This window comes from Psychrobacter sp. 1Y6, assembly GCF_052258385.2.
Classification (GTDB): Bacteria; Pseudomonadota; Gammaproteobacteria; order Pseudomonadales; family Moraxellaceae; genus Psychrobacter.
This window is the reverse complement of the sequence record NZ_JBQQEW020000001.1, coordinates 3098293-3117034: the sequence shown is the minus strand read 5'-3', so window position 1 is coordinate 3117034 and position 18742 is coordinate 3098293. Positions and strand designations below refer to the sequence as shown.

Annotated in this window: 17 protein-coding genes; 12 read left to right on the top strand and 5 right to left on the bottom strand. The window is 42.0% G+C overall.

Annotated features, from left to right (window positions below):
• Nucleotides 1-84 precede the first annotated feature (84 nt).
• Together pstB and phoU are read left to right on the top strand one after the other, a co-directional pair.
• On the top strand, nucleotides 85-1005 hold the full coding sequence (pstB, locus tag ACTXGF_RS26710; protein WP_443533157.1) for a phosphate ABC transporter ATP-binding protein PstB: 921 nt from the start codon (nucleotides 85-87) through the stop codon (nucleotides 1003-1005).
• Between the two features lie 119 nt (nucleotides 1006-1124).
• Nucleotides 1125-1907 carry a phosphate signaling complex protein PhoU gene (gene phoU / locus ACTXGF_RS26705; protein ID WP_102078266.1) on the top strand — a complete coding sequence of 261 codons (783 nt, stop codon included), beginning with the start codon at nucleotides 1125-1127 and terminating at the stop codon, nucleotides 1905-1907.
• A gap of 99 nt (nucleotides 1908-2006) precedes the next feature.
• Here the strand turns inward: phoU and ACTXGF_RS26700 are convergent, their stop codons facing one another.
• Nucleotides 2007-2297 carry an oxidative damage protection protein gene (locus ACTXGF_RS26700; RefSeq protein WP_057757820.1) on the bottom strand — a complete coding sequence of 97 codons (291 nt, stop codon included), beginning with the start codon at nucleotides 2295-2297 and terminating at the stop codon, nucleotides 2007-2009.
• A gap of 317 nt (nucleotides 2298-2614) precedes the next feature.
• Nucleotides 2615-3988 (bottom strand): argininosuccinate lyase, encoded by a 1374-nt coding sequence (argH, locus tag ACTXGF_RS26695; RefSeq protein ID WP_443533601.1) that lies wholly within the window; start codon nucleotides 3986-3988, stop codon nucleotides 2615-2617.
• Between the two features lie 239 nt (nucleotides 3989-4227).
• On the opposite strand from argH, the gene ACTXGF_RS26690 reads away from it, so the two are divergent.
• The 6 genes from ACTXGF_RS26690 (at nucleotide 4228) to ACTXGF_RS26665 (ending at nucleotide 10335) form a co-directional block, all read left to right on the top strand.
• Nucleotides 4228-5253, top strand: a complete 1026-nt coding sequence (locus ACTXGF_RS26690) for a histidine kinase (RefSeq protein WP_443533159.1) — start codon at nucleotides 4228-4230, stop codon at nucleotides 5251-5253.
• Nucleotides 5254-5583: 330 nt separating this feature from the next.
• Nucleotides 5584-6321, top strand: coding sequence for a LytR/AlgR family response regulator transcription factor (locus ACTXGF_RS26685; RefSeq protein ID WP_102078269.1), 738 nt, complete (start codon nucleotides 5584-5586; stop codon nucleotides 6319-6321).
• Between the two features lie 252 nt (nucleotides 6322-6573).
• Entirely contained in the window at nucleotides 6574-7584 is a 1011-nt protein-coding gene (gene hemC / locus ACTXGF_RS26680) for a hydroxymethylbilane synthase (protein ID WP_443533603.1), read from the top strand.
• A 119-nt stretch (nucleotides 7585-7703) separates the two neighbouring features.
• On the top strand, nucleotides 7704-8696 hold the full coding sequence (locus ACTXGF_RS26675) for a uroporphyrinogen-III synthase (RefSeq protein ID WP_443533605.1): 993 nt from the start codon (nucleotides 7704-7706) through the stop codon (nucleotides 8694-8696).
• A 60-nt stretch (nucleotides 8697-8756) separates the two neighbouring features.
• Nucleotides 8757-9791 (top strand): hypothetical protein, encoded by a 1035-nt coding sequence (locus ACTXGF_RS26670; RefSeq protein WP_443533162.1) that lies wholly within the window; start codon nucleotides 8757-8759, stop codon nucleotides 9789-9791.
• Between the two features lie 52 nt (nucleotides 9792-9843).
• Complete coding sequence (locus ACTXGF_RS26665; RefSeq protein WP_443533164.1) at nucleotides 9844-10335, top strand: acyl-CoA thioesterase; 492 nt, start codon at nucleotides 9844-9846, stop codon at nucleotides 10333-10335.
• 141 nt (nucleotides 10336-10476) lie between these two features.
• On the opposite strand, the gene ribBA is transcribed toward ACTXGF_RS26665, so the two are convergent.
• Nucleotides 10477-11589 carry a bifunctional 3,4-dihydroxy-2-butanone-4-phosphate synthase/GTP cyclohydrolase II gene (gene ribBA, locus ACTXGF_RS26660; protein WP_057757842.1) on the bottom strand — a complete coding sequence of 371 codons (1113 nt, stop codon included), beginning with the start codon at nucleotides 11587-11589 and terminating at the stop codon, nucleotides 10477-10479.
• A 350-nt stretch (nucleotides 11590-11939) separates the two neighbouring features.
• Complete coding sequence (locus tag ACTXGF_RS26655; protein WP_443533166.1) at nucleotides 11940-13229, bottom strand: replication-associated recombination protein A; 1290 nt, start codon at nucleotides 13227-13229, stop codon at nucleotides 11940-11942.
• Between the two features lie 465 nt (nucleotides 13230-13694).
• Here ACTXGF_RS26655 and ACTXGF_RS26650 point away from each other — a divergent pair, with 465 nt between their 5' ends.
• Nucleotides 13695-14228 (top strand): type IV secretion protein Rhs, encoded by a 534-nt coding sequence (locus tag ACTXGF_RS26650; RefSeq protein WP_443533168.1) that lies wholly within the window; start codon nucleotides 13695-13697, stop codon nucleotides 14226-14228.
• A gap of 210 nt (nucleotides 14229-14438) precedes the next feature.
• Entirely contained in the window at nucleotides 14439-15353 is a 915-nt protein-coding gene (locus tag ACTXGF_RS26645) for a hypothetical protein (protein ID WP_443533169.1), read from the top strand.
• Nucleotides 15354-15485: 132 nt separating this feature from the next.
• Here the strand turns inward: ACTXGF_RS26645 and gltA are convergent, their stop codons facing one another.
• Nucleotides 15486-16766 carry a citrate synthase gene (gene gltA, locus ACTXGF_RS26640; RefSeq protein WP_414559568.1) on the bottom strand — a complete coding sequence of 427 codons (1281 nt, stop codon included), beginning with the start codon at nucleotides 16764-16766 and terminating at the stop codon, nucleotides 15486-15488.
• A 1017-nt stretch (nucleotides 16767-17783) separates the two neighbouring features.
• On the opposite strand from gltA, the gene sdhC reads away from it, so the two are divergent.
• Both sdhC and sdhD read left to right on the top strand, forming a co-directional pair.
• Entirely contained in the window at nucleotides 17784-18170 is a 387-nt protein-coding gene (gene sdhC / locus ACTXGF_RS26635; protein WP_443533171.1) for a succinate dehydrogenase, cytochrome b556 subunit, read from the top strand.
• Between the two features lie 2 nt (nucleotides 18171-18172).
• Nucleotides 18173-18577, top strand: coding sequence for a succinate dehydrogenase, hydrophobic membrane anchor protein (gene sdhD, locus ACTXGF_RS26630; protein ID WP_057762261.1), 405 nt, complete (start codon nucleotides 18173-18175; stop codon nucleotides 18575-18577).
• Nucleotides 18578-18742 lie beyond the last annotated feature (165 nt).

Here is an 18742-nt window from a genome sequence, read left to right as displayed (position 1 = left end):
TGAGAGCAGACCAGACCGTAGCACGCTACACGCTAAGCATTTCCTTAAACTTATATGAAATTAATTGAGCTAGGTTGAAATATTATGAATGATGTCCTAAGCAACGTCCGTACGAACACGACTGCTGACAAATTTAATACGGCAACAGGCAGCCTATTAAATAGACCCATGTCTACTAGCGCCCAAGCTCAGCAACCAAACACTGCTGATTTTAATAAACAAACGATTCAAGATATTCCTAAGAATATGCCTGCTGCAAAAATGGAAGTTCGAGATCTAAACTTCTATTACGATGATTTTCAGGCACTAAAAAACATCAATATCGATATCGCTGATAAAAAAGTGACCGCTTTTATTGGTCCTTCAGGTTGTGGCAAGTCTACGCTACTACGTACCTTTAACCGCATGTACGATCTATATCCAGGTATGCGTGCAGAGGGCAATATCAATTTAGATGGCAAAAACATCTTAGGTAAAGATATCGATGTGAACTTATTGCGTGCACAAGTTGGTATGGTTTTTCAGAAGCCAACGCCGTTCCCGATGTCAATCTATGACAATGTCGCCTTTGGCGTACGACTATATGAAAAATTAAGCAAAGACGAGCTGGATCATCGTGTAGAGTGGGCTTTGAAAAAATCAGCGCTATGGCCAGAAGTGAAAGACAAGCTAAAAGCATCAGGACTGTCGTTATCAGGTGGTCAGCAGCAGCGTCTTTGTATCGCACGTAGTGTCGCGACCAAGCCTGAAGTACTGTTGCTTGACGAGCCGACATCAGCACTGGATCCTATCTCGACGGGTGCTATCGAGGATTTAATCGAAGATCTGAAAAACGACTATACCATCGCTATCGTCACTCATAATATGCAGCAAGCAGCTCGCGTATCTGATTATACGGTCTATATGTATCTAGGCGATATGATCGAGATGGGTGAAACCGATCAGATATTCACCAAACCTACCCAAACCGCGACAGAAGACTATATTACAGGTCGTTATGGCTAACATTGATTGAGATTGAAGTCGGTACAAGCAGACAAAGCTGATTTGCATGTCATAAGCCGACTTTCTAACTTCACAAGCACACCGCGCTATTAAAATATAGATTCTAGGGAATACCTCTCATGCAAAGTGATAAGCATATCTCCAAAAGTTTTGACCAAGATCTTGATGAAGCCATCCGTTTATTCTTATACATGGGTGATAGCGCGGCTAACCAAGTGGCCAAAGCCATTCATGCTCTGATCGATAAAGATGAAACACTGGCACAAGAAGTCATCGATATGGACTTCGATATCAATCGAATGGAAGTCGAGCTCGACGAGCACATTTTATTATTGGTCGCCAAGCGCCAGCCAGCTGCCAGTGATTTGCGCTTAGTCATGTCGATCAGTAAAGGTGTGGTTGATTTGGAACGTATCGGCGATGAAGCGGTAAAAATTGCGCGAATGGCCAGTAAAATAGCGGCAGAAGGCAAATCAGCATACGGCTACGCTGAAGTTCAGCATCTGAGCAATCAAGTTCGTCTGATGCTAAACAACTCGCTAGAAGCTTTTAGTCAATCGAATGCGGAACAAGCGTTTGAAGTGATGCGTAATGATAGCGTTGTCAATACCGAATATCAGTCAGCCATTCGTGCTTTGATGACCTATATTATGGAAGACTCACGCCATGTATCAAAAGTCATTAATATTATGTGGATATTACGATCGCTTGAGCGTATCGGGGACCATGCACAAAATGTCGCAGAGCTAGTCATTAACTATATCAGTGGGCAGGACGTGCGTCATTCAGACTATGCGATGGTCGAAAAAGCGGTGCAAGAAGCCAATGATCGCTTAGCTGCTCGTCAAGTTAGTACATTGTCAGCCAATGAGCTTGAAACGTCAGATAGTGATGAAGGCTGATAAGAAAGACATTGATTTTTACCTTATAATAAAAAACGCGCTATAGTAAGCGCGTTTTTTTATAACTACTAAATGTGGCTAGTAGAAAGCCAGTAAATCCTAGCTTTCTGGTGTCCAGCCTTGTGCGCGCTCATAGTCTTCGTTGTCTAAGAACTTATCACGCTGCTCTGTTAAAAACTTTTTGGCAGCAGGATCCATCATGCTCAGATGGTTTTCATTGATAAGCATCGTTTGATGCTCAAGCCATTCTTTCCACGCCTTTTCAGATACGGTCTCTTGCAGCTCTTGACCTTTTTTATTAGGGAAGGGTGGATGCGGCATCTTTGGTAAATCTTGCTTATATTTGCGGCAAAACACAGTATTTGCTTGAGGATTAAAAGTCTCAGTCATAAGGCATTCCTTATTCATTATATTAAGTGGTTAAATCAAATATCATATGAGTCTATGATAACGGTCTCGGTAGATTTAGCAAAGGGTACTAATGTATATCGTTAGACCTCTATCCATTTGTTATAAAGTCTTTGGTAGTTGGTGTATGACAAATATTGCCTACGTTTAACCTTTTTATTTAGATTTTTAAAGTTAGTGATATTTTGAAAATAACATTGGCTAAACCAGTAGAGGTCATAAGACAAATAAAAACACCCGCATAGATAGCGGGTGTTAAGTTTAGATTGGCAAGTTGGCTATTGTTTATAATTTACTGATTAGGCAAAAGCTTTTAAGCGAGCACGGCCATTGACCACCGCTTGCTTGACTTGGTTTGGCGCAGTGCCACCCAAATGGTCACGAGCTGCTAATGAGCCTTCTAGCGTTAGATAATCGAAGACATCCTCACCGATGGCATCGCTAAATTGCTGTAGCTGTGCCAATGACAAATCACTTAGATCAACACCCTCTTTGATGCCTAAAGCAACAGCGTTACCAACCACTTCATGGGCATCACGGAATGCCACGCCTTGACGTACTAAGTAATCTGCCAAGTCAGTCGCAGTCGCATAGCCTTTCATCGTAGCGGCACGCATGCTTTCCTTGTTTGGCGTGATGTTTGGTAGCATATCAGCAAATGCTAATAGCGAACCTGTCAACGTATCAACGCAATCAAATAAAGGCTCTTTGTCTTCCTGATTGTCTTTATTGTAGGCAAGTGGCTGGCTCTTCATCAGACTAAGCAAAGTCATCAACTGACCAAAGACACGCGCCGCTTTACCGCGTACCAACTCAGGTACGTCAGGGTTCTTCTTTTGCGGCATGATCGATGAGCCCGTACAGAAGCGATCTGGTATTTGCACAAAATTAAACTGCGCTGACATCCAAAGAATAATCTCTTCACTCATACGCGACATATGCATCATCAGGATAGATGCTGCTGAAGTAAACTCAATCGCAAAGTCACGGTCTGAAACGGCATCGAGTGAGTTTTGGCAAATACCTTCAAAACCTAGTAGTTCAGCAGTGATGGTACGATCGATTGGGAAAGTCGTACCAGCAAGCGCTGCGCTACCAAGTGGCATCTGGTTGATACGGCGACGTGCATCGACAAGACGCTCAGTATCGCGATATAACATCTCAAACCATGCCATTACATGATGGCCAAAGCTGACCGGCTGTGCCGTTTGCAAATGGGTAAAGCCTGGCATAATGGTATCGGTATGCTGCTCGGCCAAATCAAGTAAGCCACTTTGCAGACGTACCAATAGGGCGATGATGTTATCCGTCTCTTCGCGCAACCATAGGCGAATGTCAGTCGCAACCTGATCGTTACGGCTACGTCCAGTATGTAGTTTTTTGCCAACGGCACCGACGATATCGGTCAGACGTGATTCGACATTCATATGCACGTCTTCAAGCGCGATTGACCAGTTGAATTCACCTGCTTCAATCTCGCGCAATACTTGCTGCAGGCCATCGATAATGGTGGCAACTTCATCAGCAGTTAAAATGTCACATTCTTTTAGCATCGTTGCATGCGCAATCGAGCCTTGAATATCGTGACGAGCAAAGCGCTGGTCAAAGCCCACAGAGGCAGTAAAGGCAGCAACGAAGCTATCTGTCGCTTCACTAAAGCGTCCACCCCACATTTGTTGGCCTTGGCTACTAGCAGGCGCAGTCTGCGTTGTGGTACTTGTTATAGGAGCATCTGTGCTAAAATCAGAGTCAGATGAACTTTTACTTGATTCAGGATTACTAGGTTTTGAAGAATTGGCGTTCATATCGGTACAAGACAAGTCAAGAGAATAAGAACTCGAGTATAGCAAATGATGAGGTTGCCTTACTAGCTACACGCTTAGAGTTTTTTATTCCTAAACTCATGGAAATCATGAGGCCTTGGCAGTGGCTGACATATATCTTTTTTTGGTCCTTGTTCCTAACGGTAATGGAGCGCCATAGTCTAGCCACTTGGTCAGACTTCATGATTCAGTTTGTACGTAGCTTTACTCAAAACACTCTGACGGTTATTCCCTCACTGTATTTAGTTGACTATCTACGCCCTGCTTTCAAAAACGCCAGTATTCTTAGCGTAAGTATGCGGATTGTACTGTTACTGATGTTTGCTGCTGCAGTTTCGATGGCGTTAGTCACATTATCTATGATTAATTTCGGTTGGCTAACATATGATAGTCGCACGTTTGTATTAAATATCGTGCTCAATACAGTGTTGGCGGGCGGTTTTACCACTGTGTTTCTATTATATTTTTTGCGTAGCTACCGTGAGCTCAATGCGCTTAAGTTGTCCTTTGAATATAAATTGACTGCGCAAAACGATCTAATAAAAGCCCGTACGGCCCCGCACTTTTTCTTTAACACTATCAATACACTCGTATCACTGATTGAATCGAACCCGCCCAAAGCCGCTGACTTATTACAGCACGTCTCTGCACTATTCCGTGCTAGTTTTAGCGGTACACGCGAGATTAGCTTTGAAGAAGAGGTCGATCTCTGTGAGCATTATTTGGCAATCGAATCTAGTCGTCTGGCAGACAAGCTCGAAGTCAATTGGAAGTTACCTGAAGAAGATATCATGTACGACATGGTTATCACTGCGCTAACGCTACAAAGCGTGCTAGAAAAAATACTGCTCAATGTGGTAGAGATGACCACAGAAACTATCTGCATTAATATCGAAGTCACGTGGGAACAACACCGAGTCAAAATTATGATTGATGTTGCGCTTCCCAAAAAAACACTAATTATCAACCATGATTTGCGCCAACATATGAATTTCTATATTCAAGCTGATCGTTTGCGCGCCCATTTTGGACAAAGTGCTGACATTCAAAGTTCGGTAGCCAGTACTCAGATTATCACCATCATCGACTATCCTCTACAAGACGTTGGTTTATAACCTACTGTTATTTATTAGCTTTCTCTCTTTTTTCAAATCCTAAAAGCCTATGTGGCATACTTATTGCAGTACCTCATATAGACGTCATAATTTATGTTTGATAAATAATGAGTACGAATAAGTAATATCATAACTACCGTGAAACACAATTACACCATATAAAATCTACCAATAGCAGGAGTATATTGTCCGCTATAAAAACTGGTAGTTTTCGTCAGAATTTTATTAAATAATTTAGATTTTATATTCTAAGTGATTGATAATGAGTGCTAATATAGCAGTAATACTATTGAAAAAAAATATTAAGTATGTCCTTGGATGGGAGTTTGCATGCGTATCGTAGTTTGTGATGATGAGCCCCTAGCGCGTGAGCGCTTGGTGAGAATTGTACAGGAGTCAGGCCATGAGGTAGTTGCTCAGGCCACAACAGGTGCAGAAGCCATCGTCGCTGTAAAAACCCAGCAGCCAGATATTATATTATTAGATATCCGAATGCCTGAAATGGACGGAGTGCGCTGCGCTCAAGAACTTGCCAAACTTGAGCATCCACCAGCGATTATATTTGTGACGGCATACGACCATTATGCAATTGCAGCGTTAAAAGCCAATGCAATTGGCTATTTGTTGAAACCTGCAAACAAAGATGAGCTACTAGAGGCATTAAACAAAGCAAAGAACCTAAATGCCGCTCAACTAAACGAAATTCGCAAGCTTGAAGATCCGACAGCACGTCCAATACGTGAACATATCGCTGCTCGTACACATCGCGGTGTTGAACTGATTAAGCTAAAAGATATCTACTATTTTGCAGCAGATCAAAAATACGTCAAAGTGCGTCACAAAGATGGCATGGTATTGATTGATGAAACGCTAAAAGAGTTAGAGCAAGAGTTTGATGATCGTCTATTCCGAGTACATCGCAATGCCATTATCAACCTTAGTTATTTGGACTTTTTAGAAACTTTGGATGCAGGCCAGTATCAGATACGTTTTAAAGGTATTGATGAGACACTAGCGGTCAGTCGTCGTCACTTACCTGCCTTACGTGATAAAATCCAAAGCATGTAATAGGCTGTCCTGATAGCGACCAATCATTCCATATCATCAAACCCTTATTTATGCTTAAATAGGGGTATTTTTTTGCGTCAGCATCTACTATTAATCATTTGAGTCGCCTAAGCTTTGGCAAACTTGCCCTATCGAGTAATATCGATATTATTCAGTATAAAGATGAACAGTACTGACATTGGGAATATAGCCATTATAGTATTAGTATCGAACTTATTGAGGCCCTTTATGAGCAATCCGCAGCAACCTGTTTTGACTACTCTAAATATCGCTACACGTCAAAGTCCTTTAGCCTTATGGCAGGCTGAGCATATTCGTGATCGATTATTGGCGTTGTATCCTGATCTAACGATTAATTTGCTAAAAATTGTCACTAAGGGTGACAAGATTTTGGACACACCTTTGGCTAAAATCGGTGGTAAAGGGTTGTTTGTAAAAGAGCTTGAACAAGCGCTGTATGACAAACAAGCTGATATTGCAGTGCATTCGCTAAAAGATGTACCAATGCAGCTTCCTGATGGCCTCACATTAGGCGTCTACTGTAAACGCGCTTCACCAACAGATGCTTTTGTGTCTAATACTTATAATAGTATTGATGAGCTACCACAAGGTGCAGTCGTTGGGACATCAAGTTTACGTCGTCAATGCCAGATCAAAGCCTATCGCCCTGACCTGCAGATCAAAACATTGCGCGGCAACGTCGGCACTCGTCTAGGTAAGTTAGATGCTGGTGAATACGATGCCATTATTTTAGCGACCAGCGGCTTGCAACGTATTGAGCTGGACGCGAGAATACGCGGTGAGCTTGATATCGCAGCTTGCTTGCCTGCAGTTGGGCAAGGTGCCTTAGCAATTGAATGCCGTGAAGGCGATGAAGAAGTCCTCAAATTACTTGCACCACTCAATGATGATAAAGCCCGTATTCGACTTATCGCTGAGCGTGCTCTGAACCGTCATCTAGAGGGCGGTTGCCAAGTACCGATCGCCGCTTATGCAGTTTTGCAGACAGCTGAAGAAACCAGTGTTAATAATGATAACAATGGTGATAACGGCAATAACGATAGTGGGAATGTGCTGTGGCTACGCGGTCGAGTAGGTCAAGCCGATGGTAGCGAATTGTTGAAGGCAGACAAACGAGCTACGTTGGTTGGGACACAAGCCGAGCAAGAAGCCCAAGCCAACCAACTAGGTATCGATGTCGCAGAAATGCTACTTGCCGATGGCGCAGGCGCTATTTTGTCAGCGATCTATCAGCCTGAGTAGTACAAGTACAGTCGCTATAGGTTTGATTAACCGTAAGATAGGCTGATCTAAGCATCAGCCATTTTTGTATACTTAAGCCTTTTTCACTCGTTTTTTGTCATGGTATACCTATGTCATCAATGCCAACTCAATCTACATACACAACTTCTCATAAAAATTATTCTAATGAGAAGTCAAAAGTAATGCCGCAAATTGTCATTAATACTCGCCCAGTAGAGCGAGCAGCACCGTTGACGCAGCATTTGCAAGCGGCAGGATTGGTAGTGATTGAGATGCCAATGTTGACGCTACAACCACGTCTAACAACTGATCTAGATATTGCATTAATGCATCAGTGGATGGCGGGGGAGTACAAAGCGCTTGTTATCGTCAGTCCAACTGCAGCGGCTTCGGGGCTAGCCGCTTGGCAGTCACTTGACCATAAAAAGTGTGAATACAAAACGAAAGATAGTAATGGCAACTATGCGCAGAGATTGTCAGAAGGTTTGTCACTACCTAGTCCGCTGGTTGCGGTTGGTGAAGCAACGGCAGCAGAGTTCAGTCAGGTGCGTATAGATACAACAAACTATCAAATACTTCAGCCTGAGACGGCCAATAATGAAGGCATGCTAGCAATGCCTGAAATCGATAGCTTACAAGCAGGCGATAAATTACTGATATGGCGCGGGCTTGGTGGACGTCGATTATTGGTTGATACATTACAGGCGCGCGGTGTACATATCGATAGTATTGCGTGGTACGAGCGTACGATGCCTATCGATGCAATGGCTCATTACCAGCAGTGGCAACGAGCATTTCTTACTCATAGTACTGCGTCAGATATTGCCCTACCAAAGCAGTCAAAGCCAATTGTCGTCATCAGCAGTGCAGCAGCTTTTGATCATTGGTCAAATATCGTCAATGATGGCCAATCAAAGACTTTAAAAAAAGAGCAAAATTCTGATGCAGTGGCTGATACAACACAGCGTCTATCGCTTACGCTAAAAGATTTTTCTTACGTTGTGTTGGGTGAGCGTCTTGCCAATATGGTTGCAGCACAGCAGTTGAGCTACTGGCGAGTAGAGGATTTATCGCCAGATACGATTCTCTCAGCCATTCATTCTAAAATATAATACCTTAAACTTCTCATTTGCTTTAAACATGTTTATCTATACCAATAACGGTACTGCCTTATGTCAATGAATTCTGAGTCCTTATCTAAGGATCCTTCTACTGTTCAGCAGCGCCGGCAAGCAAATATTTTGCTGCTACGGATGCAATGGCTGGTTATCTTATTGCTGATCGCTGCATTATTGTGGCTATATATTAGTCAGCAGCGCTTTCAGCATAGTGTCAACGATCGTTTGCAGAGTAATGAGCAAGTAATCAGTCGACTAAACGAAATGGACGATCGTCTATTTGCCATGAGTCAGCAGACGCTGCCAGAGCCTAGAGTTAAGGCCAGTAGCCAAGCTCAGAATCAGTTAGATCTGTTGCGTATCCAAATCAAAGCTGCTGATAGACTGTTGGCGGATAGTAATGACAGTGCCGCGATTGAGTTATTGCGAGGTCTACATTGGCAGTTATCGCAAAGCAGTAATGAGATTGCGCCTGCGCTAACCATCGTTATCAAGCAAAGTTTGCTCAAAGATATTGAGCGTCTGCAGGCACAAAGCTCACAGCCAAGCCCATGGCAAATACAAAATCTTGCGATTCAAAACATTCAGGAATTTTTGCACAGTCATGAGCGTCTTGGCAGTTATGAAGGTACGGATTTACAGCGTCGAGAGCTGGTAGATGCAGCTACTGAGAACAGGCAGCAGCTCAAAACAACCAATGCTACTGATACCTCAGCGACTAATGACGCAAATCTAACGCGTCGTCAGCTCACTATCCATGAAGTCATCATGACGTTGAATCTAGCAAGCCAAGCCAGCAATATGCGTAAGCAGGATCAACTGGTCAGCTATTTGACTCAAGCACGTAAACAGTTAAAAACGTTGGTGCCTAGGGCCTCAAATAGCGACAATAAAAAGTCAGTACAAGCTGGCGCGATTGGCATTGTACAAGCCGATAAAAAATCAATCGATGGTCAAAGTAATCTTGAGACAATGAAAGCACCGAGTGACATACCAGAAGTAATTGTATGGCTGAATCAGTTGATTGCTCATGCACCAAAACCAACGCCATTATTGACGACAGAAATCTTAGACAAGCCTCAACGCTAACAAAAGCTAGTCGCAATAGCTAATACAGAAAATATAAAACGTAAGGTAAGCAATGACCCATTCTAATGAAAAGTCAGTATCTATGTTTGATGCAGCAAACGAACACCGCCCTGAATTACTAGCTCATTATCCTGTGATTCATCATCAACCGATACAGTGGGGAGAAATGGATGCCTTCAATCACCTGAATAATGTGGTTTACTATCGTTACGCTGAGTCAGCACGTATCAGCTATCTGCATGCGCTAGGAATGTTTGATGGTAGTATGGTCACTGTTTTAGCTCAGTCTAGCTGTCAGTATTTACGCCCAGTTACCTATCCTGATACATTATTATTAGGAGTTCGTTGTAAGCGTTTGGGCAATACAAGTATGGCGATGGAATATAGTTACTATAGTACTGCGCAAGAGATCATCGTTGCTACGGCAGAGGCTGTGGTAGTACGTCTGGATAGTGATGGAAAAGGTAAATTGCCATGGACAGCAGCAGAGCGTCAACAGTTGCTAGCATTGGAAGCCAAGTTTGGTCATACGCCTGAGCTTTAGGTTGGTTCCTATGTGAGTCGATTGTTCATTTTTTCAAAAAAATTATTATAAATTAAAAGCTAAAAACAAAAAAGGCACGCTAATATAATGTCAGCGTGCTTTTTTAATAACTCATCATTCAACTATTTTCTTAAACAGTTTTTAGTCTTGCTGCGGTGCATGAACAAAATCAACCACGTTTAGATCAAAACCTGACAATGCAAAAAACTTCATTGGCGATGACAATAAGCGCATATCACGGACACCTAAATGACGTAATATCTGTGCACCAACGCCGATACTACGATAAGGTTGCTGCGTGATGGTTGATTGCGACTCGTTGTCCGCGGCTTTATCCAACGCATCTCCCAAATCAACTGGCTGATTGCTACCAATCCATACCAGCACACCACGATCTGAAGCACTGATTTCTTCTAGTGCTGACTGTACGCTCCAGCCACTACGGCCAGTCATATCGTTTTTAGCTGCAAATAAATCGCGTAATGGGTGGAAACCATGAACACGTACAGTGCTGACACCTTCGCTGACATCACCTTTTACCAAGGCTAAATGTGTTTCTTCAGCGCCAAACTCACGGAAGCGATGTAGCGTAAAAGTACCGTGTTCAGTTTCAAAAGGATGTGACTCAATCTCTTCTACCGTCTGCTCATTAGCAATACGATAATTGATAAGGTCAGCAATCGTGCCTATCTTGATGTCATGCTCTTTTGCAAATATTTCAAGGTCGTCACGGCGCGCCATCGTACCATCTGCATTGATAATCTCTACAATCACCGCTGCAGGCTCTAGACCCGCTAAACGTGCTAAATCACAACCCGCTTCTGTATGGCCTGCACGGTGAAGTACACCGCCGTTTTGTGCCATAATTGGAAAAATATGTCCAGGCTGAACGATGTCTTCAGGCTTTGCTGACGAAGATACCGCTGCCTGAATAGTACGTGCACGATCACCAGCAGAAATACCCGTAGTAACGCCTTCAGCCGCTTCAATCGAGACAGTAAAGTTGGTGCTAAATTTAGCCTCGTTACGATCTGACATAAGTGGCAGTGCCAATTGCTGGCAACGTGCTTGTGATAAGGTCAAACAAACCAAGCCGCGTGCGTGAGTAATCATAAAGTTAATATCTTCAGGGCGGACATGCGTCGCTGCCATGATGATATCACCTTCATTTTCGCGGTCTTCATCATCCATCAAGATGACCATTTTTCCAGCACGAATGTCTTCGATAATCTCAGGGATTGCATTTAAACTCATAGTAAATCTCAATATTTTATTATTTATAAATAGGTGTCATTTAGAATATAAGGCTCTATCTGCTTATTGTAGCAGTAGATAATACAAAGCGCTGTTACGGTCAAGCAAAGCGCTACTACGGTCAAGTAAGTCGCGCTATAAGCAATATAATTTGATATAAAAGTGACTCGCTTAATTGCTTGTATATATCATTATGAGGTTATTTTAACGCTTTTCAGCCTCACGTGCTGCGCCATCTTCCCACTATATCGTTCAGTATGTCAAAAATAGTCATAAATATTATCAATGAGCATTAAAACTGACTCATAAATCTAGGCGCTAGCTTTTTTATTAACTTGAGTTTTACGAAATTAATCATTGCTCGCTGCTTGGCTTTTTAGCCAGTCCATAAATTGCTTACTGTGCTGCTCACGCTGATTATCTGCAAACTCGTAAAAACTGGTACCAACCAAATTATCTGGTAAGTAGCTTTGAGGATAGTAATGGTTAGGATAATCGTGCGGGTAAGCATAACCTTGACCGTAGCCTTGACTACGCATCAGTTTGGTCACGCCATTGCGCAAATGTAGCGGTACAGGTGAGGCATCTTTTTCAGCTAGCGCCATTGCAGCATTGATCGCTTTATAAGTGCTATTGCTTTTGGCACTGGTCGCTAAATACACCACAACTTGACCTAAAATAATACGCGCTTCTGGCATACCAATAGATTGCACACTACGCAATGCTGCATCAGCTAGGAGTAAGGCATTAGGATTGGCATTACCGATATCTTCACTGGCCAAAATCACTAAGCGCCGCGCAATAAAATCAGCAGGTTCGCCGCCTACGAGCATACGTGCCATCCAATACAATGCCGCATCGGGATCTGAGCCACGGACTGACTTTATCATCGCTGAGATAATATCGTAATGCTGCTCACCATCTTTGTCATATCTTACCAAAGCAGTCTGTGCCACTCGGCTGACCAACTCATCATCGATAATCACTGGCGACTGCTTGGCATCAGCTGTTTGAATGGCTAACTCTAATAAATTTAGCGCTTTTCTAGCATCACCATGGGCCAGCTGGCTAATGGTATCTTTTGCTTGTAAATCGACGGTTAAACTTTTGAGTATATTATCTTCTGAGAGGGCTCGTTGCAGCACGGTACTTATCTGCTCAGGCGTTAACGGCTCTAAACGATATACTTGGCAACGTGATAGTAGAGCGTTGTTGACACTAAATGACGGGTTCTCCGTAGTGGCACCAATCAAAGTAATATCACCAGACTCTACCGCACCCAATAGAGCATCTTGTTGGGCTTTGTTAAAGCGATGAATCTCATCAATGAAGACCACAGGTGATTCAAATGCCAGTGAGTCTTTATTATCTAGGACTTCGCGTAACTGTTTGACTCCAGTATTTAACGCAGAAAGCGCATGAAAAGGTCGATTGACGGCATCGGCTAACAACATCGCAATGGTTGTTTTGCCAATACCTGCTTCACCGTGCAGGATAATAGATGGCAGGTGTCCTTGCTCTACTAAACGTCGTAGCGGTGCGCCAGCTGCCAGCAAATGCTCTTGACCAATAATATCGGTAAGAGAAGTAGGGCGCATACGCTGAGCAAGTGGGGTATCGGCGTGGAAGTTAGGTGGCATAAGACTCTCGATCGGAAAATAAAAAAACTATCTACTAGCTGCAAAGGTAGTAACAGCAAGGTCTTTATAGTTAAATTTAAATAACAGCATACTAGGCTAATTCTACCAATCTCATTGGATTTTAACACTCGTATACGTTTGGCATGATTTTCGCAGCAATTTTATAATGGCAATGAGTATTAGACATCAGCAGTAAAAGTAGGCTAGTTTATAAGGATGGTACTTTTTATAGGTTATACACGCTAGGCTAACGCAAAAATATGTTAATGAAAGCTATCTAAGCGTATAGCTTGTGTCCGGAGTACTTTAGTTCTCATCATTCATCTATATTAACGGCTCTACTATTAACAGTTTTACCGTATCGATGGGAAAAGTTGGCCAATTGCGACTGTTAACTGTTAACTGTTAACTGTTAACTATTAAGCATTAAAAATGACTTATCAAATATAAGGTATTGCATTAACGATGTCTGAACCGACTCTTAAACGCTTATTCAATCGTTATTTGCGTAGTAATACAGGCAAGCAGCAATCACGTTATCTGACAGCTGGCGAGATAGCGTTGGCGTATTCAGTATTTGGTGACAGCATCAAACTTGACGAAGTGCAGTTAAAGACAGCGTGGTGGGTACTAAAACATTATGCCATTAGCCCCAATGGCAATATTTATTTTAATGCTGTCGATTGGATTACGGATTTTAGCGAAGCTCCACTGAGCAAACAAAGCTGGCTTATACATGAGCTAACGCACGTATGGCAGTTACAGCAAGGCTTAAAAGTTGTACGCGGAGCGATTATCAACCGAAAATACGAATACGTGTTAGAAACAGGCAAATCATTTTTTAAATATGGTATTGAGCAGCAGGCACGCATGGTACAAGACTATTTTGTACGTCGTCAGCATGGTCAGAACTGCCAAGAGTGGGAAGCTTGTATTCCATTTTTGACAGAGCAGCCTATTGTTAAGGCAAAAAATACTGATGATCCATCAGTCATCTAGTTTTTAAAAATAACAGTAAGCTTGGCTGTGATAAGCATAACCGAACTATAGAACGATACATTAACTGAAACACAGGTCAGTTGGATAAATACTGGCTAACTATATTGGACGATTTAACAGTCAGTTGTGTTGCTAAAAATCAAAGAATAATGAACCGCAATTGTAATTTACCCTTTAATAATTTTGCTTTACCAAAGGATATGTACTCTCATGTTTAAATTTTTGTCAGTAAAGCCTAATGTTGATACCTGCTACCAACCGACTTTGCTTGTAGTTGCACTGTCAGGAGTATTGTTTTTGACAGGCTGTCAGCAGTCTGACACATCGCCTGTAACTGATGACAGTCAAACCAGTGAAAAGACAAGCGTAGAAGACAGTCAGCCTATGCCAAAAAGTGACTCAGCTGCTGCGCGCATAAAACAATTTCAGCCGATATATGTCGCACAGGCGCAGAGTTTACAGAGACGATTGCAAGCAGAATATGAGTCATTGCAAGCAGCAGATGCGTCAGACAGTGAGGAGCTTTTATTACTGAATACTAATAATAGTGAAAATACAGATAGTAATAACGAAGTGGCGACCGACCCTATCGCAAATACTACTGCTACCAGTTCTGAAGAAGTGGTGTCATCGGGTAGTTCAGAAGTTGACACGAAAGATATTGAGGCAGATATAGATGTTAATACTAGCACTGAAGTTGGTGAGCGTGACTTAACGGTTTTAAAACGTATCAGTCTTGAGCCGCGTAAACCTGTTATGTTGACCGAGGACCAAATCATTGAACGCTATCAGCAAACCATGGATGCCTTATATCAACCGGTGACAACACCGCTGAGCGCAGAGGATTCTGATACATTAATCAATATGGCGACGTTGGTTCCGCAGTTATTTGAGCATGCAGAGATTGCTGGTAGAGTAAGCGCAAAAAGTCCGGCGCTTGCCCGTTTAATTATTCAGCATCAGGTATGGGAACAAATAGAAGCTCAACAAGTGGTTGATATGCAGCAAATGAAGCAGAAGCAGCAACAAGAGTTTGAAGCTTTGATGGCTAAGTTTAATGAAACCATCGAAGGATACGATGAGCAGATTGCCAAATATGAGCAAACATTAAAAGAGTTTCAGTAACTGACTATATTTTTATGAACTGATTGAATTAATCATTTCTCATAAAACAATCAATATCAAATAACGAGAGTTAAGACAATAAAAAATCCCGCACGATGGCGGGATTTTTTATTGGATAACGATTATTTTTGCTTACTTGCGATCTTCAACTTTTACAAAATCACGGCGCGTTTCACCAGTGTATAACTGACGTGGACGACCGATTTTGAACGGTGCACTGTGCATTTCTAACCAATGGCTGATCCAACCTGAAGTACGAGCCAATGCAAAGATTACGGTAAACATTGACGTTGGGATACCAATGGCTTTCAAAATGATACCAGAGTAGAAATCAACGTTTGGATATAGGTTACGCTCGATGAAGAACGGATCTTCTAACGCAATTTTCTCTAGTGCCATTGCCAATTCAAGCTTAGGATCGTTGATACCTAGTGCTTCTAGTACTTCATCACAAGTCTCTTTCATTACTTGAGCGCGTGGATCGAAGTTTTTGTAAACACGGTGACCAAAGCCCATTAGCTTCACTTCACGGCTCTTCACTTTTTCCATGAACTCAGGCACGTTCTCAACAGTACCGATTTCGTCTAGCATCTCAAGAACAGCTTCGTTTGCGCCGCCATGTGATGGTCCCCAAAGGGCTGCGATACCAGCAGCGATACATGCATAAGGGTTTGCACCAGTAGAACCAGCTAAACGTACCGTTGACGTAGAAGCGTTTTGCTCATGGTCAGCGTGCAAGGTAAAGATTTTGTCCATTGCGCGAGTGATAACGTCGTTTTTCTCGTAGTCTACGTCAGCAGGCGTTGCAAACATCATGTATAAGAAGTTTTCTGCGTAGTTAAAGTCATTACGCGGATACATGAACGGTTCGCCTTGTGAGTATTTATAACTCATCGCAGCAAGCGTAGGCATCTTAGCAATCAAACGAATAGCTGTGATTTCGCGATGTTCTTCATTGCTCACATCTAGGTCTTCATGGTAGAACGCTGATAAAGCACCAACGACACCAACCATGATAGCCATTGGATGCGCGTCACGGCGGAAGCCTTCAAAGAACTTACGCAATTGATCATGAACAGGAGTATGCTCGCGGATTTTTTCAAAAAATTCTGCTTTTTGATCAGCAGTAGGTAGGTCACCATGTAAAAGTGCATAAGCAACTTCTAGGTATTCAGCATTGTTCGCTAGCTCGTCGATAGGATAGCCGCGGTGTAATAACTCGCCTTTGCCACCATCAATATAAGTAATCTTTGATTCAACAGGAGCAGTTACTTTAAAACCAGGGTCATAAGACCAAAATCCTGATTCTTGTAAAGCAGCAATATCGATAACTGGGCGCCCTAAAGTACCTTTAATAATAGGAAGTTCGTATTCTTCACCATTCACGGTTAGTTTGGCATTAGTATCAGCCATAAATTGCTCTCCATTGGTTTGACTTGTTAGAATAAATTACTACAGACGCATACCCTCGCGTCATTGTCGGTTGAACGGTAAAAGTGCATTCAACTCATTTAGTACGCAGGGTATATTAGCAGTAATTCTTGATGATTTGAAAAAACTTTTATGGACCATGTGTCCAATTGGCGCGGTGTGGCGGTAGTTATTCGCTGTAATTTTTGTATCAAAATATGTCTGTCAGGTTATTTTGCTTAAAATTCCTCTGTTTTTGAGCAAGTTTATAGCAGCATTATCGAGCCAATATTTTGGATTTCTAAATATATTTTAGAGACAAAACTCATAAATAATGACACTAAAAACTGGCAGACTGTACCTAGTAAGCGGATTAAAGTTTGTCATAATAAATACTGTTAAAACCAGTATTATCCTTATTCATTCATTTATTGATTAAATATGTATATATTCTTACTGAATGGATAAATTTGTAATTATTGCTCAGGCATTTTATAATTGTAGGAATTAACTGGCACTAGCTTTGCGCGAATTAATAAATGACCATGTTATAGTGTCGTTCAGAGCGTTTTCTATTCATGCTTATTTACGATTGTCTGGTGTTACGATAGACCAAACCGCATTCTATGGTTTGAACTTTCTTCTTAACCAATATTTTTTATTTGTTTAGCACAAGATTTCAAGTGCCTAATATAAGGTCTGCTCTGATATAGAAGACATAGTAACGTTGTCTTACTATTCATACGACCTCTAAAATAGACTGGTTAGTCGATGTTACTCATGTTTATTTTCTTTGTTGTATAATAGATAGGTTGTTTGATAGGCCTGTCGATTCGACAAGCGACATTGAACAGTCTATCAATACCTTTATATACATGATCCTTTCTTCATATTTAGCGCAAACTAAACGAAGTCAGCTAGCTCTTCCTTACTTTATTCGTCTCGTGTGTTGCTCAATGCTCAATTGGCACTATTTATGTCAGGCGTTGATAGCAGATACAGGAGTATAACCGCAAAAGGATGCCCGCTGTGAAAAGCAACCGACCTATTGATCTGCCTTTAAGCCAAGTGATTAGCGTTAATCGCTCACCGATCGCGATCGCCTCTATCTTGCATCGTATCTCTGGCATTATTTTATTTTTATTGATTCCTGTCATGTTATGGATACTACAGAACTCATTGGCATCGCCTGAGAGTTTTGCGACCATATTTGACAATGTACTTGTGCGCTTTTTGGCATGGATATTTGTTGCCGCCATTGCATATCATTTTGTAATGGGTATCAAACATTTATTTGCTGATATGGGCATGAACGAAGAGCTAAAATCTGGCCGCACTGCCTCTATGGTCAGTTTTGTGATTGCAGCGATTTTAGTTGTCGCGTCATTTGTATGGGTGATGTTCTAATGATAAAAAATGATTCAGGAATCAAAAGTGCTACTGGTCTGACAGGTTCAGGCTCACGTGATTGGATTATTCAGCGTATTAGTGCTGTTGTGTTAGCCGTTTATAGTGTGGTGTTGCTGGGCTTCTTTTTGACCCATGGCGATGTCACTTTCGTTGAATGGTCATCATTTATGACCAGCCTACCGATGCGTCTATTCAGCTTGGTTGCAGTACTTGCACTAGCTGGACATGCTTGGGTTGGGATGTGGACAGTATTTACTGACTATATTACAACAGGCAAACTGGGCTCAAGCGCAGCAGGTTTACGTTTAGTACTACAGTCATTGATGATTATCGCTATTTTAGTATTTCTATTTTGGGGCATCATGATTTTTTGGGGTAACGGTTTCGGTATAGCTGCCGTTTAACCATCTCATAAAAAGCTCTGATATCTATATATAACGACGGATGCATTCAACTGCTACATTAGTTGGCAAAGTATTTTAGCGTCATCCGTTGATAGCCAATAATAGTCATAGCATTGGACTGGCATTACTGATCAGCTAATCTGATTATAGTTGAGTAGGCTTAGT